This window comes from Agrobacterium sp. P15N1-A (genome assembly GCF_044626815.1).
Lineage (GTDB): Bacteria > Pseudomonadota > Alphaproteobacteria > Rhizobiales > Rhizobiaceae > Agrobacterium > Agrobacterium leguminum.
Map to the genome: position 1 here is coordinate 1 of NZ_JBIUPF010000012.1, position 16,443 is coordinate 16,443.

At 57.4% G+C, this 16,443-nt stretch carries 19 protein-coding genes and 1 pseudogene; 13 read left to right on the forward strand and 7 right to left on the reverse strand.

From position 1 onward, the window contains the following. Positions 1 to 17 precede the first annotated feature (17 nt). Positions 18 to 1,190: a mandelate racemase/muconate lactonizing enzyme family protein gene (locus ACIK7D_RS27020; protein ID WP_400158105.1), complete on the forward strand. Its 1,173-nt coding sequence runs from the start codon at positions 18 to 20 to the stop codon at positions 1,188 to 1,190. A gap of 10 nt (positions 1,191 to 1,200) precedes the next feature. On the opposite strand, the gene ACIK7D_RS27025 is transcribed toward ACIK7D_RS27020, so the two are convergent. Continuing rightward, positions 1,201 to 2,226: a LacI family DNA-binding transcriptional regulator gene (locus ACIK7D_RS27025; RefSeq protein ID WP_400158067.1), complete on the reverse strand. Its 1,026-nt coding sequence runs from the start codon at positions 2,224 to 2,226 to the stop codon at positions 1,201 to 1,203. Positions 2,227 to 2,463: 237 nt separating this feature from the next. Between ACIK7D_RS27025 and ACIK7D_RS27030 the strand changes: the two genes are divergently transcribed. The 4 genes from ACIK7D_RS27030 (at position 2,464) to ACIK7D_RS27045 (ending at position 6,339) form a co-directional block, all read left to right on the forward strand. Next, a complete protein-coding gene (locus ACIK7D_RS27030; protein ID WP_184289900.1) occupies positions 2,464 to 3,444 on the forward strand; it encodes a tripartite tricarboxylate transporter substrate binding protein in 981 nt (326 codons plus the stop codon). Positions 3,445 to 3,517: 73 nt separating this feature from the next. Further along, on the forward strand, positions 3,518 to 3,997 hold the full coding sequence (locus tag ACIK7D_RS27035) for a tripartite tricarboxylate transporter TctB family protein (protein ID WP_400158068.1): 480 nt from the start codon (positions 3,518 to 3,520) through the stop codon (positions 3,995 to 3,997). A 38-nt stretch (positions 3,998 to 4,035) separates the two neighbouring features. After that, complete coding sequence (locus ACIK7D_RS27040; protein WP_127758491.1) at positions 4,036 to 5,535, forward strand: tripartite tricarboxylate transporter permease; 1,500 nt, start codon at positions 4,036 to 4,038, stop codon at positions 5,533 to 5,535. A gap of 144 nt (positions 5,536 to 5,679) precedes the next feature. Next, a complete protein-coding gene (locus ACIK7D_RS27045) occupies positions 5,680 to 6,339 on the forward strand; it encodes a DUF2161 domain-containing phosphodiesterase (protein WP_127758490.1) in 660 nt (219 codons plus the stop codon). 136 nt (positions 6,340 to 6,475) lie between these two features. Here ACIK7D_RS27045 and ACIK7D_RS27050 read toward each other — a convergent pair whose 3' ends face one another. After that, positions 6,476 to 6,679 (reverse strand): hypothetical protein, encoded by a 204-nt coding sequence (locus tag ACIK7D_RS27050; protein WP_400158069.1) that lies wholly within the window; start codon positions 6,677 to 6,679, stop codon positions 6,476 to 6,478. A 133-nt stretch (positions 6,680 to 6,812) separates the two neighbouring features. Further along, positions 6,813 to 7,284: pseudogene (locus ACIK7D_RS27055) on the reverse strand (hypothetical protein). Between the two features lie 359 nt (positions 7,285 to 7,643). Between ACIK7D_RS27055 and ACIK7D_RS27060 the strand changes: the two are divergent. Next, entirely contained in the window at positions 7,644 to 8,105 is a 462-nt protein-coding gene (locus ACIK7D_RS27060) for a DUF4126 family protein (RefSeq protein ID WP_400158070.1), read from the forward strand. Beyond that, positions 8,102 to 9,469 carry an FAD-containing oxidoreductase gene (locus ACIK7D_RS27065; protein ID WP_400158071.1) on the forward strand — a complete coding sequence of 456 codons (1,368 nt, stop codon included), beginning with the start codon at positions 8,102 to 8,104 and terminating at the stop codon, positions 9,467 to 9,469. Before ACIK7D_RS27060 ends, ACIK7D_RS27065 begins: the two co-directional genes overlap by 4 nt. A 169-nt stretch (positions 9,470 to 9,638) precedes the next feature. Here the strand turns inward: ACIK7D_RS27065 and ACIK7D_RS27070 are convergent, their stop codons facing one another. After that, positions 9,639 to 10,100 (reverse strand): hypothetical protein, encoded by a 462-nt coding sequence (locus ACIK7D_RS27070; protein WP_400158072.1) that lies wholly within the window; start codon positions 10,098 to 10,100, stop codon positions 9,639 to 9,641. Between ACIK7D_RS27070 and ACIK7D_RS27075 the strand changes: the two genes are divergently transcribed. The 6 genes from ACIK7D_RS27075 to ACIK7D_RS27100 all read left to right on the forward strand — a co-directional run bounded on the left by ACIK7D_RS27075 (position 10,099) and on the right by ACIK7D_RS27100 (position 14,247). Further along, a complete protein-coding gene (locus ACIK7D_RS27075; RefSeq protein WP_400158073.1) occupies positions 10,099 to 10,935 on the forward strand; it encodes an alpha/beta fold hydrolase in 837 nt (278 codons plus the stop codon). The two genes, ACIK7D_RS27070 and ACIK7D_RS27075, sit on opposite strands and share 2 nt — an antisense overlap. Positions 10,936 to 11,033: 98 nt before the next feature. Beyond that, on the forward strand, positions 11,034 to 11,486 hold the full coding sequence (locus tag ACIK7D_RS27080) for a Rid family hydrolase (RefSeq protein ID WP_400158074.1): 453 nt from the start codon (positions 11,034 to 11,036) through the stop codon (positions 11,484 to 11,486). Between the two features lie 1,185 nt (positions 11,487 to 12,671). Further along, positions 12,672 to 13,055, forward strand: coding sequence for a hypothetical protein (locus tag ACIK7D_RS27085; protein ID WP_400158075.1), 384 nt, complete (start codon positions 12,672 to 12,674; stop codon positions 13,053 to 13,055). 148 nt (positions 13,056 to 13,203) lie between these two features. Further along, positions 13,204 to 13,494: an ArdC-like ssDNA-binding domain-containing protein gene (locus ACIK7D_RS27090; protein ID WP_400158076.1), complete on the forward strand. Its 291-nt coding sequence runs from the start codon at positions 13,204 to 13,206 to the stop codon at positions 13,492 to 13,494. A gap of 88 nt (positions 13,495 to 13,582) precedes the next feature. Beyond that, positions 13,583 to 13,996: a hypothetical protein gene (locus ACIK7D_RS27095; protein ID WP_400158077.1), complete on the forward strand. Its 414-nt coding sequence runs from the start codon at positions 13,583 to 13,585 to the stop codon at positions 13,994 to 13,996. 83 nt (positions 13,997 to 14,079) lie between these two features. Further along, positions 14,080 to 14,247 carry a hypothetical protein gene (locus tag ACIK7D_RS27100; RefSeq protein WP_400158078.1) on the forward strand — a complete coding sequence of 56 codons (168 nt, stop codon included), beginning with the start codon at positions 14,080 to 14,082 and terminating at the stop codon, positions 14,245 to 14,247. Between the two features lie 180 nt (positions 14,248 to 14,427). Here ACIK7D_RS27100 and ACIK7D_RS27105 read toward each other — a convergent pair whose 3' ends face one another. From ACIK7D_RS27105 to ACIK7D_RS27115, 3 genes are all read right to left on the reverse strand, one after another. Next, complete coding sequence (locus ACIK7D_RS27105) at positions 14,428 to 14,733, reverse strand: hypothetical protein (RefSeq protein ID WP_400158079.1); 306 nt, start codon at positions 14,731 to 14,733, stop codon at positions 14,428 to 14,430. Next, positions 14,723 to 15,394 carry a hypothetical protein gene (locus ACIK7D_RS27110; RefSeq protein ID WP_400158080.1) on the reverse strand — a complete coding sequence of 224 codons (672 nt, stop codon included), beginning with the start codon at positions 15,392 to 15,394 and terminating at the stop codon, positions 14,723 to 14,725. The genes ACIK7D_RS27105 and ACIK7D_RS27110 overlap by 11 nt, the downstream gene beginning before the upstream one ends. A 522-nt stretch (positions 15,395 to 15,916) precedes the next feature. After that, a complete protein-coding gene (locus tag ACIK7D_RS27115) occupies positions 15,917 to 16,402 on the reverse strand; it encodes a hypothetical protein (protein WP_400158081.1) in 486 nt (161 codons plus the stop codon). Positions 16,403 to 16,443: the final 41 nt, after the last annotated feature.

Sequence of the window (16,443 nt, forward strand, 5' to 3'; positions counted from 1 at the left end):
AAATCAGAGAGGCGAAGATGGATACGCAGCCAGCAAAAACCGGCCACCGGCAACAGGCCCTCGGCGCAGACAGCATTGCCTGGATAAAGCTTTCTTCGATCTTCCTGCCGCTGAAGGCGCCGATAAGCGATGCAAAGGTTTTGACCGGCAGGCAGAGGCCTTTGACCGAAGTCGCTTTTCTCTTTGCGGAAATAGAGACGAAGCACGGCCATAGCGGCATTGGGTTCAGCTATTCCAAGCGTGCCGGTGGTCCGGGTCAATATGAACACGCCAAGGAGATCGCGAGCGTCCTTATCGGCGAAGACCCGAACGACAATGGCAAGCTGTGGAACAAGCTTTGCTGGGCCGGAGCGTCGGTCGGTCGCAGCGGGCTTGCCGTCCAGGCGATAGCAGCCTTCGATGTGGCCTTGTGGGACCTCAAGGCGAAACGTGCAGGCCTGCCGCTTGCCAAGTTGCTCGGCGCCCACCGCGATTCCGTGCAATGCTATAACACATCAGGTGGCTTCCTGTCGTCGCCGATTGAGGAAGTTCTCGATAATGTCGAGCGCTCGATTGCTGCGGGCATAGGTGGGATCAAGATCAAGGTCGGTCAGCCCGATATGGCTGTCGATCTCAAACGCGTTGCGGCGGTGCATGAGCGCATCGGCGGCAGGGTGGCGATGATGGTTGATGCGAACCAGCAGTGGGATCGCCCCACCGCTATGCGTTTCGGCCGTCTCATGGAGCCCTATAATCTGACATGGATCGAAGAGCCGCTCGATGCCTATGATGTCGAGGGCCATGCGGCGCTCGCCGCAACGCTCGATACACCGATCGCAACCGGCGAAATGCTGGCGAGCGTTCTGGAGCATATCTCGTTGATTGAGAATAAATCCGTCGATTTCATCCAGCCCGACGCCCCGCGCGTTGGGGGCATCACGCAATTCCTGAAAATCTGCGCGCTGGCGGAGTCCAGGAAGCTGCAGCTTGCGCCCCATTTCGCTATGGAAATCCACCTCCATCTGGCGGCCGCCTACGAGCTTGAGCCCTGGGTGGAGCATTTCGACTGGCTCGATCCGCTTTTCAACGAGCGGCTGGAGATCAGGGATGGCCGCATGCTGGTGCCAAGCCGGCCAGGTCTTGGCATTACGCTTTCGGAACAGGCCGATCACTGGACGCGGGCCACGGCGGAATTTGGCAAGCGGCCGTAAGTGCGCTGCGTCAGGCGGTGCCGCGGGCAACGATGTGGAAATCGATATTGATCATGGCCTCCACATTCCCGTCGCCTTCTATCTTTTTGAGAATGGAGCGCGCTGCCTTGGTGCCGATGTCACGGCGATCGATACGGATCGTTGTCAATGGCGGGTGTGTGTAGGGAGCAAAGTCAAAATCGCCGAAACCGATAACGGCGAGCTGATCGGGTATACTGCAGCCGCGTGCATTTGCTTCCGCCAGGGCGCCGTGGGCGACGACGTCCGATGAACAGAATACGCCGAGCGTGCCCTGCCCACTGTCCAGAAGCTGCGCCATCGCCAATCTTCCGTCCCGAAAGGTAGAGGGTGAATTCATTTCCAGCGCTGGTAACTCGACATCCGCGACCCCTCTGAGGCGACCGACGAAACCGTCGCGGCGTTGAACGGCGCGGGGATCGTTGGCACCGATCTGGGCATAGCGGTCGTAGCCCTTGAACAGCAGATGCTCGGCCGCCAGAGCGCCAACCGCCGCATGCGAGAAGCCGACCGCAGTGTCGAGCGGTGAGGGGGTGGAATCCCATATCTCGACAATCGGCAGGCCCGCGCCTGTCAACATGGCGCGTGTCCCTTTAAGATGCGTGATGCCGGTGAGGACGATGCCATCGGGGCGGCGTGCCAAAATCGCGCGTGTCAGTTCCAGCTCGCGGGCATTGTCATAACCGGAAAGGCCAAGCAGCAGTTGATAGCCGGCGGCGACGAGTTCAGCGTTAAGCCCCTCGATAGTCTCGGCAAAGATCGTGCTGGAAACGGTTGGGACGATCGCAGCGATCAGCCGGGTGCGCCGGGAAGCAAGGCCGCCAGCCAACAGATTAGGCACATAACCCGTTTTTGCGATCACCCGCTCAATCACCTCCAGCGTGCGGGGCTTGACCAGAGCGGGAGTATTGATCGCCCGGGAAACCGTGACCGGCGAAACGCCCGCGAGCTTTGCAATGTCGGCGAGCGTGACCGGCCCGCCTGGTGCGATATAACTGCTTTTCTCGTGGTCGGCCATTTTTCATTCCCCTCAAAATGATTTACGCTTTCATTTTGAGCTTAATCAAGATGTTCGTCTAAAGTATTGTGGCAATACTTTCTAATATATTGAAATTTAACGATTTAAAAAACATCCTCTGCAGTTGCGGAAGAGATTTTTGGGGCTAAAATGAAAGCGCTTCCATTTCTTCGGGAGGAGGGTTTCGAAGGGTGGTGAACAGTGCTGGCGGGAAGCCAGAAAAGTGGAGGAATTACTATGAACCTCAAGCGTTTCATGACGTTTGCGGCTTTCGCAGCCGCAATATCCGCAACCGGTCTCCAGTCCAGTTTTGCCGAAGACTATCCGTCCAAGACGGTAACCGTCATCGTTCCATTTGCCGCAGGCGGCAATACCGACACATTTGGCCGTCTTGTGGCCGAACAGTTGGACAAGAGACTGGGACAACGTTTCATCGTTGAAAACAAGCCCGGTGCCGGCGGCAATATCGGCCTTGGCGACCTCGCGCGGTCAAAGCCTGATGGCTATACGATCGGTATGGGAACGGTTAGCTCTAACGCGATCAATCAGACGCTCTACAAGACCCTGCCATATGACAAGGAAAAGGGATTTGCGCCGATTTCGCTGATTGCGAGCCTGCCGAACGTGCTGGTGGTCAATCCCGACAAGATAAAGGCGAATTCGGTCGAAGAGTTGATCGCCTTCCTGAAGTCGGAGCCGGGTAAACACACATACGCCTCTTCCGGTGTCGGCACGTCCATCCATCTTGCGGGCGAGCTTCTTGCCACCAAGGCTGATCTTAAGATCACGCATGTGCCCTATAAGGGAAGCAGTCAGGCCATTCTCGACGTTGTTGGTGGCCATGTGGACATGATGTTCGACAATATTCCGACCGCTGCCCAGCAGGTGAAGGCTGGCAAGGTCAAGGCGCTCGCCGTCACGAGCCTGGAAAAAGCCAGCTTGCTGCCCGACGTGCCGACCATGGCAAGCGTCATTCCCGGTTTCGAGGCGACCTCGTGGCATGGCCTGTTTGCGCCTCCCGGCACCCCGCCGGAAATCGTCGAAAAGCTCAGCAAGGAAGTCCAGGCGATCATCGCGGATCCGGCGATAAAAGCGAAACTCGAAGCAATGGGTGTGACGCCGGTCGGCAATACGTCGGCCGAATTCCAGGCGTTCATCGACAAGGAAACGACGAAGTGGGCCGAGGTCATCAAGGCCGCGAACGTCCCGCCGCAGTGATGCAGGCTGCCGGCCGGTATGATTTCCTTCGATGTCATTCCGGCCGGCACATTTCCACAGCGAGTATAGTGCCATGCTGAAGATAAAAAACGGTCGCGACTTCGCCGGCGGCGTGACGATGATTTTTGCCGGCCTGTTATTCATCTGGTTCGGTCGCAATCTGGAGGTCGGGAACTCGTTCCAGATGGGCCCTGGTTATTTCCCGATCATGCTGAGCCTGATCTTGATGGCGCTTGGCGCGTTGATCCTCATCCAGTCGCTGATGGTTGGCGTTGAAGAGGGTGAGACCGAAACCTGGAACTGGAAAGCTTATTTTCTGGTGATCCTCGCTCCCGTCGGCTTCGGTCTGGTGCTGGCGGGGCTTGGCCTTGCACCCACGATGTTCCTGCTCATTGTCGGGGCATCGGCGGCCAGTCGTTATGCCAACTGGCGTCATTCCATCCTGCTGGGCGTTTTCCTGGCGGGGTGCTCGGCCCTGCTTTTCACCAGGCTCCTGGCGCTCCCTCTTCGTGCCTTCGGACCGTGGATCCCCTTTATCGGTGACTTTTTCTAGGGCGTGCCAGTCAGCCCCGAAACCGGATTGGATTACTTATGGACATCTTTTCTAACCTCTGGCTCGGCGCATCCACTGCTTTCCTGCCGATGAACCTGCTCTACGGCTTCATCGGTTGTCTTCTGGGAACTGCGATCGGGGTGTTGCCGGGGCTTGGACCAACGGCCACGATCGCGATGCTCCTGCCGATCACCTTCGGCTTGCCGCCGGAATCCGCGCTCATCATGCTGGCCGGCATCTTTTATGGCGCGCAATATGGCGGCTCGACAACGGCCATTCTCATCAACCTGCCGGGGGAAAGCTCTTCGGTCGTCACCGTGATCGACGGATATCAGATGGCCCGCAACGGCCGCGCGGGTGCCGCGCTTGCAACCGCAGCCCTCGGCTCCTTCTTTGCCGGCACGGTGGCGACCATCCTGCTTGCGCTTGCCGCGCCGCCGCTTGCCGCGATCGCGCTCAACTTCGGACCGGCCGAATATTTCTCGCTGATGGTTCTCGGTCTTGTCGCCTCCGTTGCGCTGGCAAGCGGCTCGCTGCTGAAGGCCTTCGCCATGATCGTCTTCGGCCTGCTGCTTGGCACTGTCGGCACCGATGTTGAAAGCGGCACGCCACGCTATGTCTTCGATATTCCAGAACTCTATGATGGATTGAATTTCGTTGCCGTCAGCATGGGCATATTCGGTATTTGTGAGATCCTGCGCAATCTGGAAAACGAGCAGGAGCGTTCGGTTGGCGTCAAGCGTGTGACGGGACTGATGCTGACGAAGGACGATTTCCGGCGAATTTGTGCGCCCGTTTTGCGTGGCACCACACTTGGGTCCTTCCTCGGTGTTCTGCCGGGCGGTGGGGCCATGCTGGCCTCCTTCGCTGCCTATGCTGTGGAAAAACGGGTTTCTCCAAACCGGGCCGAGTTCGGCAAGGGTGCGATCGAAGGGGTTGCTGCCCCTGAAGCCGCCAACAATGCCGGCGCGCAAACATCGTTCATTCCCATGCTCACCCTCGGCATTCCCGGAAACCCGGTCATGGCGTTGATGGTCGGTGCGATGATAATCCAGGGCATCACGCCCGGCCCGAATGTGATCTCCGAGGAGCCGAGCCTGTTCTGGGGCATGATCGTCTCCATGTGGTCGGGTAATCTCATGCTCGTCATTCTGAACCTGCCGCTGATCGGGCTTTGGGTCCGGATGCTGACCGTGCCTTACCACCTTTTATTTCCGGCGATCATTGGCTTCTGCTGTATCGGCGCTTACAGCATCAACAACAGCGTTTTTGATGTCTTCGTCATGGCAGGTTTCAGCATTGTCGGTTTTGCATTGAGCAAGATGCGTTTCGAACCGGCGCCTTTGCTGCTCGGCTTCATTTTGGGGCCGATGCTCGAGGAAAATCTGCGCCGTGCGATGCTGATCAGCCAGGGCGATCCGACGATCTTTCTGCGCAGCCCGCTTAGCCTGTCGCTGTTGATCTTTGCGGTTGCGGTGCTGGCGCTGGTACTGTCGCCGAGCATCAGCCGCAAACGGGAGGAAGCGTTCACCGAATAGTGAGATTATAACAATCCCATCAGGTCGCTCGGCGACTATCTTGCTGCGGACGATCCGAAGCCGCGTGGCGACGGCCATGAAGGTTGTCCTGTGTGGGGGTATCGATGTATCTGGGGGCGGATACTCATTTGAACCTGCAGGCACATGGAAACATCGCTTTATCTGCCCATCAAAGGCTTTCTTGAAAAGGCGGGTTACACCGTCAAGGGCGAAGTTGGCGGTTGCGACCTCGTCGGTTTGAGCGATGGCGATCCGCCGGTTGTCGTGATTTGCGAGCTGAAACTGAGATTCAATCTGGAACTCATTTTGCAGGCCGTCGATCGCGCGGCTATCGCCGATGAAGTCTGGATCGCGGCTCGGGTCTCGGCCAGGGGTAAAGGCCGCGAGGCCGACAGGCGTTACCGCGACCTTTGCCGCAGGCTCGGGATCGGCATGCTCGGTATCGCCGATACCGGCGAGGTCAGCATGATCGTTGGTTCGATATCGCCGATGCCGCGAACCAATCCGAAACGGCGGTCGCGGCTCATGCGTGAACACCGGAAACGACGCGGCGATCCAACAGCAGGCGGAAGCACCCGCGCGCCGATCATGACCGCGTATCGCCAGCAGGCGCTTGGCTGCGCTTTGGCGCTGTCGTCAGGGCCGATGCGTGTGCGTCAGGTCAGGTCCAGCATTCCGGATGCAGGGAAGATCCTGCTTGCGAATGTTTATGGCTGGTTTGAGCGGCTCGATCGAGGAGTGTATGGCCTGACGCCGGCTGGATGTGAAGCGTTGCAGCGATGGCCGCAGCAGGACCGCATTTGAGGCCGCGGTTTCACACCACTCCATTCAGATCTTCGGCGCCGGCTTGCGTCCCCGACTCACCTTTTGGGGGATGCTCTTTCCGCATTCGTTCCACCAGGCCGTCAATGCTTTCATGGCAGGGCCAAGCGCTCTGGCCTTAAGCGGCCATCGGTTCGATGTCTTCTTCATTCAAATGTTCGGCGGCCCGGATCATGATCAGTGGTAGGGGGACTACCGCCACGCCGCTTCTCGCTGAAAAGGAGCAGCTGATATACAAGATAGGCGCTTGGCTGGTCGGAAAGGCGCGGAATAGCAGCGTTGCTATCATCTTTTTCGTGACAGTTGAGGCAAGCCGGAACATTTCGTGCCGAATCTCCGTGGCTGGTTCGGCTCATCTACAACGATTGTGGAATAGCAGGGGCGTCAGTTTGAGTCTTTTTAAAATCCGGACCGGCTGCACAACAGACAAAGCGATGGCGCCTCGCCGGCATAAGTCAACCAGCTACCTTTCGGAGTAATTTCTCAATCTCTCCTCCGCAATAGGCGTTGCCATAGTCTTCAAAACTTTTACTGTTCAAAGCAGCCAGCGGAGCTGTAGCTCCCACTTTTCAGGAGTCCACATCTCGCGTCCACCGTTGAGCGTCAACTCATCAAGGACGTCATTGGCATCGTTTGCAATCTTGGCGCTGAGCATGCGGCCTTCACAGTTGCCGACATGATAACAACCGCTCACCGAAGTAAATGACGATCACCGGCATCTGAGAGATTGCGAAATTGCGCTCACGGTCAATCAGAACGGGTGGCCCCATGAAAGCGACCGGCTGCTTTTCCACCCCGAAATCCATAATACCTTCAATCGCATCGGCATCGTGTTCATCCCCATGAACACCCACAATGGGCCAGAGTTCCGCGAATGAACTGACCTCGAAACGGAACTGGCCAATAATAAAGGTCGAAGTCGCTCATGTTGTACTCCATTGGTCATGCAAACCACTAACGGGGCTGGTTATTGCTGGTCCCCAAAATGCATTTGAGAGCGAACATGGAGCGCAACGGAGCGCTGACCCTTTGTGAGCTGGGGGCCGTGTGATCTCGTTCTCTGCGTCGATTCCGCACCGCTATCGACCGAACTGCTCGGGAATGGTACGCTCAAGACTTACCGGGCCTAGGACACGGCATGTGGATCAATAGGGGCATGGTCAACGCTGACATACGGCCTTCCTCCGGAGCTGATGCCTCCGGACGTGCTACGGTAGCCCCGCTATATGTCCGCCCATTAGGCGCCGCGGCACGTTCTTGATTTGCGCAACTTTCAGGGGACCCGCATGCTCATTCTTTTCATAATTCTCATAGGAATCGTTGCCGGTCTACGCGCCATGACCGCTCCCGCCGTAGTTGCCTGGGGTGCCTATCTCGGATGGTTCGATATTTCACAAAGCAGTCTCTCCTTCATGGGGTCGATCTGGGCCGTGGCGATTTTTACCGTGCTTGCCATCATCGAACTCATCACCGACCAGCTTCCCAGCACGCCTTCGCGCAAAGTGCCCATGCAGTTCGGAGCACGTATCGCGGCGGGCGCTCTCAGCGGTGCGACGATCGCCGCAACTGAGGGCATGGTGGTTGTTGGGCTCCTCGCGGGTGTCGTCGGCGCTGTGGTCGGAATATTTGGCGGTGCGGCTGGTCGCGGCTATCTCGCCAACCGGTTCGGCCGTGATCTCCCCGCCGCCCTCATCGAAGATGCGGTCGCCATTGCACTTGCACTGCTCGCCGCGACGGCCGTGTCATGAGGGAGTACGACGCGATCTTCATTGGAGCCGGACAGGCCGGACCGTTCCTCGCCGCCCGCATGGCCGCGATGGGCCGGAAGGTAGTCCTGATCGAACGGAAGTTTCTTGGCGGAACCTGCGTAAATGCCGGATGCATGCCGACAAAGGCCCTGGTCGCCAGTGCCAAGACCGCCGAGGTCGCCCGGCGTGCATCGGAATTCGGCGTCAAGATTGATGGCGAGCCCATCGTGGACATGTCGGCCGTGGCAGCCCGCGCCAGGAAGGTGACCCTAGACGCGAGAAGCGGTCTGGCGGCTTGGTTCGACAGCCTCGAGACGATGGATGTGGTCTATGGCCACGCCAAATTCGTCGCCGCGAGGGCGGTATCCGTGGAAGGGAAGCGCTACACCGCCCCGCAGATTTTCATCAATGTGGGCGCGCGGCCGCATATCCCCGATGTTCCGGGCCTCGCCGACGTGCCTTATCTCACGAGCACGTCGATGATCGCGCTTGAGGAATTGCCGAAGCATCTGGTCATTCTCGGTGGCAGTTATATTGGATTGGAATTCGCCCAGATGTATCGGCGCTTCGGCGCGGAGGTCACTGTCATCGAGCGCGGGCAGCACCTGGCGGCTCGGGAGGACACGGATATCTCGCAAGCCATCGCGGATGTACTGACCAAGGATGGCATCAGGATTCTTCGGGGCCACAATCTGCTATCCATTGCCAGAGACGGCGCAGATGTGGTCGTGCGGACTGATCAGGGCGAAGTTCGTGGCAGCCATGTCCTGGTCGCCGTCGGACGTCAGCCGAATACCGACGATCTCGGGCTCGATCTCGCAGGCGTCGAGACCGATCAGCGCGGCTTCATCACCGTCGATGAGCGTCTGCAGACGACTGTCGACGGCGTCTGGGCACTTGGCGACTGCAATGGGCGAGGGGCCTTCACCCACACATCCTACAATGATTTCGAGATAGTGGCGGCGAACCTCCTCGACGGCGGCGACCGCACGGTGACCGACCGCATTCTCGGCTATGGCCTCTACATCGATCCACCGCTCGGGCGTGTTGGCATGACAGAGCGCCAGGCGAAAGAGGCCGGCCACCGGATCAAGGTCTCGACCCGTCCCATGAGCCGCGTCGGCCGCGCCGTCGAGAAGGGCGAGACGCTCGGCCTCCTCAAACTTGTGGCCGATGCCGACACCGACCAGGTACTCGGTGCCGCCTTTCTCGGGGTCGGGGGTGACGAGGCGGTCTACGGCGTTCTGGATGCCATGAACATGGAAGCCACGACCGAAAAACTTAGATGGGCCGTACCGATCCATCCGACCGTCGGCGAACTGGTGCCGACGTTGATCGGCGACCTCAGGGAACCTGACGCTTAGCCAGGACCGACCAACATTGAAGCAGTCTGCCAATCTCATTGTTAGGGAAACAGCCCCACCCCCACTGCAGACCCAGTTCGTGGGGCGGAAATCTTGATTGTGGGTCGTACCTGTTTGGGCGGCAGCCATTTACAATGGGCCCAGAGAATGGACAGGCTGCTTACTGCCTCTAAAGCAACCGTGACATCAAACCAAGCTCTTGCTTAGCCTGCCGATCTCGTGCTGAGGGAGTTTGTAATAACAGCGTCGGTGGTTTTGATCCCATCAAGGCACGCGCATTTTGAAGGTGAGCGTCCCGGTCACTCAAGTTGCATGTTCTCATCTGGATCCAGGCGCTACCCTTGAGCGCTCCAACTATTTCATAAACAGCAATAAAATCGAAATTATTCCTGCAATTGTGAGCGGAGACATCTGACGGCAATATCAACCTGTCAGACGAACACAGCGTCGCCTGAAGTTTCAATAACGAAATCGCAGGACGCGAAATGACCCAGAACATCCCTCGCATGACACGCAGAGGCGTGCTGCTTTCCGCAGGCGCTGCCGCAGCGGCTGTCGCAATTTCTCCCGCTTTCAGTTTTGCAGCAAAGGCTGCATCCGCCGCCAACCCAATCGAAGGAAACAAGACCATGGCCTATGTAACCACCAAAGACGGAACCGAAATCTTCTACAAGGACTGGGGCCCGAAGGATGCCCAGCCGATCATGTTCCACCATGGCTGGCCGCTCTCATCCGATGACTGGGATGCGCAGATGCTGTTCTTCGTCTCCAAGGGTTTTCGTGTTGTCGCCCATGACCGCCGTGGTCATGGCCGTTCCGCCCAGGTTGCCGACGGTCACGACATGGATCACTACGCCGCCGACGCCTTTGCCGTCGTCGAAGCTCTCGATCTGAAGAACGCCGTCCATATCGGCCACTCCACCGGTGGCGGCGAAGTCGCCCGTTATGTCGCAAAACATGGCGAACCCGCCGGCCGTGTCGCCAAGGCGGTTCTCGTTTCCGCCGTGCCGCCGCTGATGCTCAAGACCGAGGCCAATCCGGAAGGTCTACCGATGGAGGTTTTTGACGGCTTCCGCTCGTCGCTCGCCGCAAACCGCGCGCAGTTCTTCCGCGATGTGCCGGCCGGCCCGTTCTATGGCTTCAACCGCGATGGCGCGACCGTTCATGAAGGCGTTATCCAGAACTGGTGGCGGCAGGGCATGATGGGCGGCGCAAAGGCCCATTACGACGGCATCAAGGCCTTCTCGGAAACCGACCAGACCGAAGACCTGAAGAATATCGGCGTTCCGACGCTGGTGCTGCATGGCGAAGACGACCAGATCGTGCCGATTGCCGACTCCGCCCTGAAATCGGTGAAGCTGTTGAAAAACGGCACGCTGAAGACCTATCCGGGCTTCTCGCATGGGATGCTGACCGTCAACGCCGACGTGCTGAACGCCGATCTGCTGACCTTCATCAAGGGGTGATCGACGCTGGCGGCGGGTGCGGCCTCCCACGCGTCCGCCGTCTTTCAAATTGCTAATCCACACGCGCGGATCGCGCTGCCTCACATTAGGAAACCATCATGACGAACACGAAGAAAATCGCAAACCTCGGCGTCGCCTGGGAGCAAGCTTTCGGCTACGCACAGGCCGTTCAGGTCAAGGATACAATCTATATCTCCGGACAGTTGAGCCACGACGGCGATGGCAAACTCGTCGCGCCAGCTATTCTCGATGATAAAGGCCGGCCCGTCGATTTCACGCAAATGGAAGAGCAGATCCGTCAGACATATGTCAATGCCAAGAAGCTGCTCGCCGAGTTAGGCGCCACTCTCGAGGACGTCGTCGAAGAGACGCTTTTTGTTCTCGACATTCCGAGTGCATTTACAGCCGGATCAAAGGTTCGCAAGGAGATGTACGGAACAGACACGCCGCCGGTTGCAAGCAACCTGATCGGAGTGAGCGCGCTGGCCTTCCCGGAGCAAATCGTCGAGATCACCTTCCGCGCCGTCGTCGACGTGCCGACCGCCTCGTAAGGCAATAGCCACTCTAAAAAGCCGCCGAAGCGGTTTCGCACCGGCGGCCGTCCTGCCACAATAGGTTTCCGAATGCCGAGAACATCCTCGCACAACATGAGATCGCCAGCGGCTTTGCATCTGACCCCAGAACTGGTTGCCAGGACCCTCAGGTTTGTCACGGAGGAAGGTCCGGAGCCGAATTGGACGCCAATCTCGCCAAAGCAGCTCGACGACCTTGTCGGTCGAGTAGCGTTCCTGCAAGCTGACAAGAAGATCGACGCGAGCGTATAATCAAGAAAGCCAGCATCGGCGTTGTCGAGGACGAGATCGTCATCATCTTCAACTCGGACAGAAACAAGCTTAAGGTCGAGGATGCTTTTTGGATCGGGAAAGAAAAATCCGAGCCGGAAATCCTGTTCTATAAAAACTCAAAACTGTTGAGCCCCTTGAGCGAAGCAGAAGCTCGGCGCTTTGGGGTCATTGTTTTCTCCAGGGAGAGTGTATGGGTCATTCAACCCGACGAAGGATGCGCCGGTAAATACTTTCGACAATAGCCGGCATTGCCGGTAGACCCGTACTTGCGAGCCTCATGTGCCATATGTATGCGCAAGCGCTGTTCGTAGATGGTTCTGCGCGTTGGCCGTTTTTGCAACTTCGGGCCGAATATGCCTTGACCCGGAGTTAATCGCGCCGATCCGGCACAGCGCTGTGCGGCACGTTATTCTTCGGCGCAGGACTTCATTTCTGCAATTGCCCAGCCATTTGATAGCGAATTGGGGCCCAGGTCGCGGAGCTATTCGGCATCCGACGCCATCAAACTCGACCGCAATCTGGAGATATACAATATCAGCCTGGACCGGCCTCTTGGTCTCGGTCTTGCTAATAAAGACATTGGGTTGGCTTCTCCCAAACTAACGCAAACAACTCCTCGCGGGATGGGCCGGCTTGGGCCATTCGATCTCCTTCAGATGAGAGCCAAGGCAGTCACGATCTCCGCGGGCGGCGGTTCACCTAGCTTTCGCATGCGGTGGCGCAATGACGTGCGCTCAATCTACATCCCTAAAAGCTAGATTAACGAACGAAAAGGGTTTGCATGATTTTACTCTCAGCCTGAACCGGATGCGATGAAGTGATAGCCGTCGCCTTGTATGAAGCTTGACGTCGTGCCATAGCGTGCCTCAACGCAACAAGAGGCGAATACACATGAGGATCGATGCGCGCAAAGCGCTGGCTACCTTCTTGCTCCTGACTGCCGGCAATCTTGCGTCCGCATTCGCTTCGGATGCGGAATCGCGCGCCCTTTGGGCGGCATCTGCGATGGCCGAGGCCGATTATCATCGCAGCAACCCTTGCTCGAACTGGAAGGTCGATGAGCAGGCGGTGAAGAAGGTCATTGTGTGGAGCGGCCGAACGCTTGAAGAATTGCGGGCATCCCAAGACTACAGCGAGCAGCTTGGCGCCATAAAAGGGCTTGTCCAGCAATACGGTCTGGAGATGGCCTGCGATGGTGGCGCAGCGAACTTCGATGTCTCGGAAAAGGATTATGGCGTTCTCCGCCACTCAGACTGGTGGGGCGGTCGGGAATGACGAAAGCGCGATTTTGCAGCCACCTTCAACCGGTCCTTGAGGCAGAGTTGCGGGCCGGAAATAGCCATCTCTTCTCTCCTCCTCACATCGCCGACTGGCCTAAAACCGGATCGGTCTTCTGCGCGCTCGCTGAAAAACTGCGGGAGCTATGGGGGTGTTCCGGAGCTCGAACATCAGATTGCACCGATCCGCACTATGGCTGGCATCCGCGGCGAACGGCTACAGTTCGCCTTTCTGGATGACTTACAAACAGTCCCAGGAAATTGGCGGCCAGGTTCGCAAGGGCGAAAAATCCACCCTCGTCGTCTATGCCGGCGCCATCGAAAAGACCGAGGAGGGCGCAAACGGCGAAGAGATCGAGCAGCGAATCCCCTTCCTCAAAGGCTACTGCGTCTTCAATTGCGACCAGATCGTAAGCGGCGTTCCGTTGGCACATTGACTGTAATTCTTTATTCGACGTAGTCGCGACCGCGACAGACACGTCATCGCTGCTATATTGGACTTAAAAGAATGAATGGCGGTCAATAGTGAGCGAAAAATATTCCAAACGGCTGGGTGAGCAGTCTAGTCGAAACAGAATCATGGACGCTTTGAGTTGGTTGGCGGAAGGAGTACCCGCCGTCCGACGAATGAGCGCGAATGAATTTTTCGAGATGTTCTACGATTGGGTGGATGACCAGAACCCTCATTGGCCTTGGCCGAAGGGATCGCCAGAGACAATGACCTCTGCCGAGGTAGTTGCCGTGACCGAGGTTCTTTCCGTCGTTAATGCAGCGGTTGCAGATGTCGATTATGACGATGACGCAGTGATCGCTTCGGGTTGGCTTGAACGCATCTCCCCTGTGGCCAACGTTGCCCTCGATTTGATGCTCGCTCGCGGCTGCTTTGCTGAAGACTTTGAAGAACTGGATGCGCCTCACGTCCAGACTTCTTGGTCGTGAGAACCTCCAATGTACTCTCCTTGGAGAAACTCCCGTTGCTTGTCCATGGATAGGCGATCACAGATCAACGCGGTGAGGACAACGTGGGAGCGGAACACCGGTTACGCCAGATCGACGGGTTGCCCGAAAATTTCAGGCCGACGATCGAGCCTGTCGAGCCCAAGGAACGCATCGCCCATGCCGATGCCTTCTTTGCGAACACCGGCGCCGACGTTGGCGTTGGCGAGAGTCTCAAGGTCCGGGTGCGATAGCGCCACTGAAGTTGGACCGAACGAAACCTCGGCGCAGGGAGAAGGCGTGGCCTCCAACAAGCGGATAGTTTGAGTTCGATCGATATCACGCCCAGGCGGGCCTTCCGGATTCTACCGAAGTTGATCCAAAACTGCCGATGAACAGCGCGAGAACACCCAAATTCGTTTTGCGGGCTGAAATCATAGTGTTTCGGGCAGCTGAGGAAAATCAGCCGATGTCACCATGAACGAAAAATTGTGCTTGAATTCGTGGTCTCCGACACACGTTCGTGCAATCTTGCCAAACCAGGTGATCTTGAAACAATTGGAACTGCTGATCCGGTCGAATTTGATTTTATGCTCGGCAACCGTATCATGGCCGAGCAGATAAATCTGGAACGCGAAGTCATTCCGGTCTGTTATCGTTTCCGGGTGGGGGTCTATCAGCAGTTCGAGGCCATCGAGAAACTCCGGTGTGTCGCACCTGGACTGCCTGTCATCGCCCATCGATCATCAAAACCCCGGATTCCCCGCTCGGATCTCCGTGCACTTGTCGCGGATCTTCACGCCGCTCACAACCTTGCGCAGTGCACAGATATTGCCTGATGCGTAGCGACGGTGACATGCCCGCAGGAGCGGGCTCGACCAAAGGCAACACGATCTGATGGGGTGTTTCTCCCACCTCGAGAGAATCGCACCCGGTCCAATAACCGACAAAGCGGTGCGCCGCATCCACGGGCTTGCCACCTTGAAACGGCACCAGCACGACACTTGACCAGCGCTGGTGCACGCCACTTTTGCCGATACCGCTATGCGCGAACTCCAGGCATGCGCCCCAGGGCTTCCCACCTGTGCTGGTTTTATAAGCGGCGACTGGCGTCCAATCCATCTCGGGCAGCACCCATCGAACTGTCGGCTTGTGCTCGATCAGCCGGAGCGGCTTGCCCTCGTGCTCGAAGAAACCCTTGTCGCGCTGGATTTGCAGCTGCTCGACCTCGATCATGCAACCAGCTGGCCCACAGCCGCTCTCGATCTGGATTTCGGTCGACGTAGCGGCGCTCGCGGAGGTGTTCAGAATATTCCGCAGCTCCGTGGCACTTGTCACGGCATTTGGCGGATGGTCGGTTGAACCGACGAAAAGTACCGTCGCAAACAGCAGATGGTGCATGTGTGGTTGCTCATGGTTGGTCAGCAGGGCAGTGGATGCCGGTGGTGTGGATCGAGAGATGACGTATACGGGAAAGTGGCAGTTTTTATAGCTGACGGTGGATTCGTCTCAGACACTTCAACAATCTGACGCGGCCAGTGCGATCTTCCTGAACTCCAAAACGATTGGCCGATTGTTTCGTGGGCCTCGTGAGAAAATGCGCGGAGCGAGGGAGTGCAGGCCGCAGTGGGATGATGTCGAAGCCGTCATGATACCATAACCTCCTTCAACATTCAGCGGGGAGGAATAGCTTGGCAAAAAGGTCATCGTGCTGCATTCGCTGAAATCCATCCCCATACTTTTCAAGTATTTAGGGGGGCGCCAAGCTCAAAATAGCTTGGCAATCGACATGCGACCTGAACCCTCGTCGCGAACCCGCATGATGGTCTGCCGGCTGGACCTGGTTGCCCTTCAACGAAACCATCGTTCATTTCCACTGATTCCGCCCCTAACGTCTGACTCCATTCATTGAAAATCGGGCTTTCAATCTTTCATTGGGAACGACACGAAAACGGTTTTTACCGCCAACTCGTCGTTGTAATCGACCTTCACCTGCCGACCATCCTTCATCCAAATATCCCAATACACATCGCCATCCTCCTCCTCGGTTGCCTGAGGTTCACCGAAGGCGGTGAGCGCCTCCCCCCGACTGCCAACGGGACCGGAAGAGAGTGGAATGGATCCCAGATATGCGGACACCTTCGCCGAGCCGTTGGGGTAGTAGAAGACGCCACTCATTGCATAAGGGCCGGATCCAAGCGGGTCTCGATAGTTGCGAGAGAAGAACTCCTTCGGCGTGAATGCAAGTGCGACACCGAGGTCATCGAGCTGAACGAAATCCATCGTCAACTCCTTGAGCTTCTTCGGAGAGAGGGTATCGATCGATCCACCATTGGCCTTGATCGCATCGATCACGTCGTTGTCGGTATTAGTCATTCCGACCAGCGTAAACAGTCGATCTGCATTCATGTTTTCACCTGCCTTCTTAATTGTTCCGGATCATCTTTTTG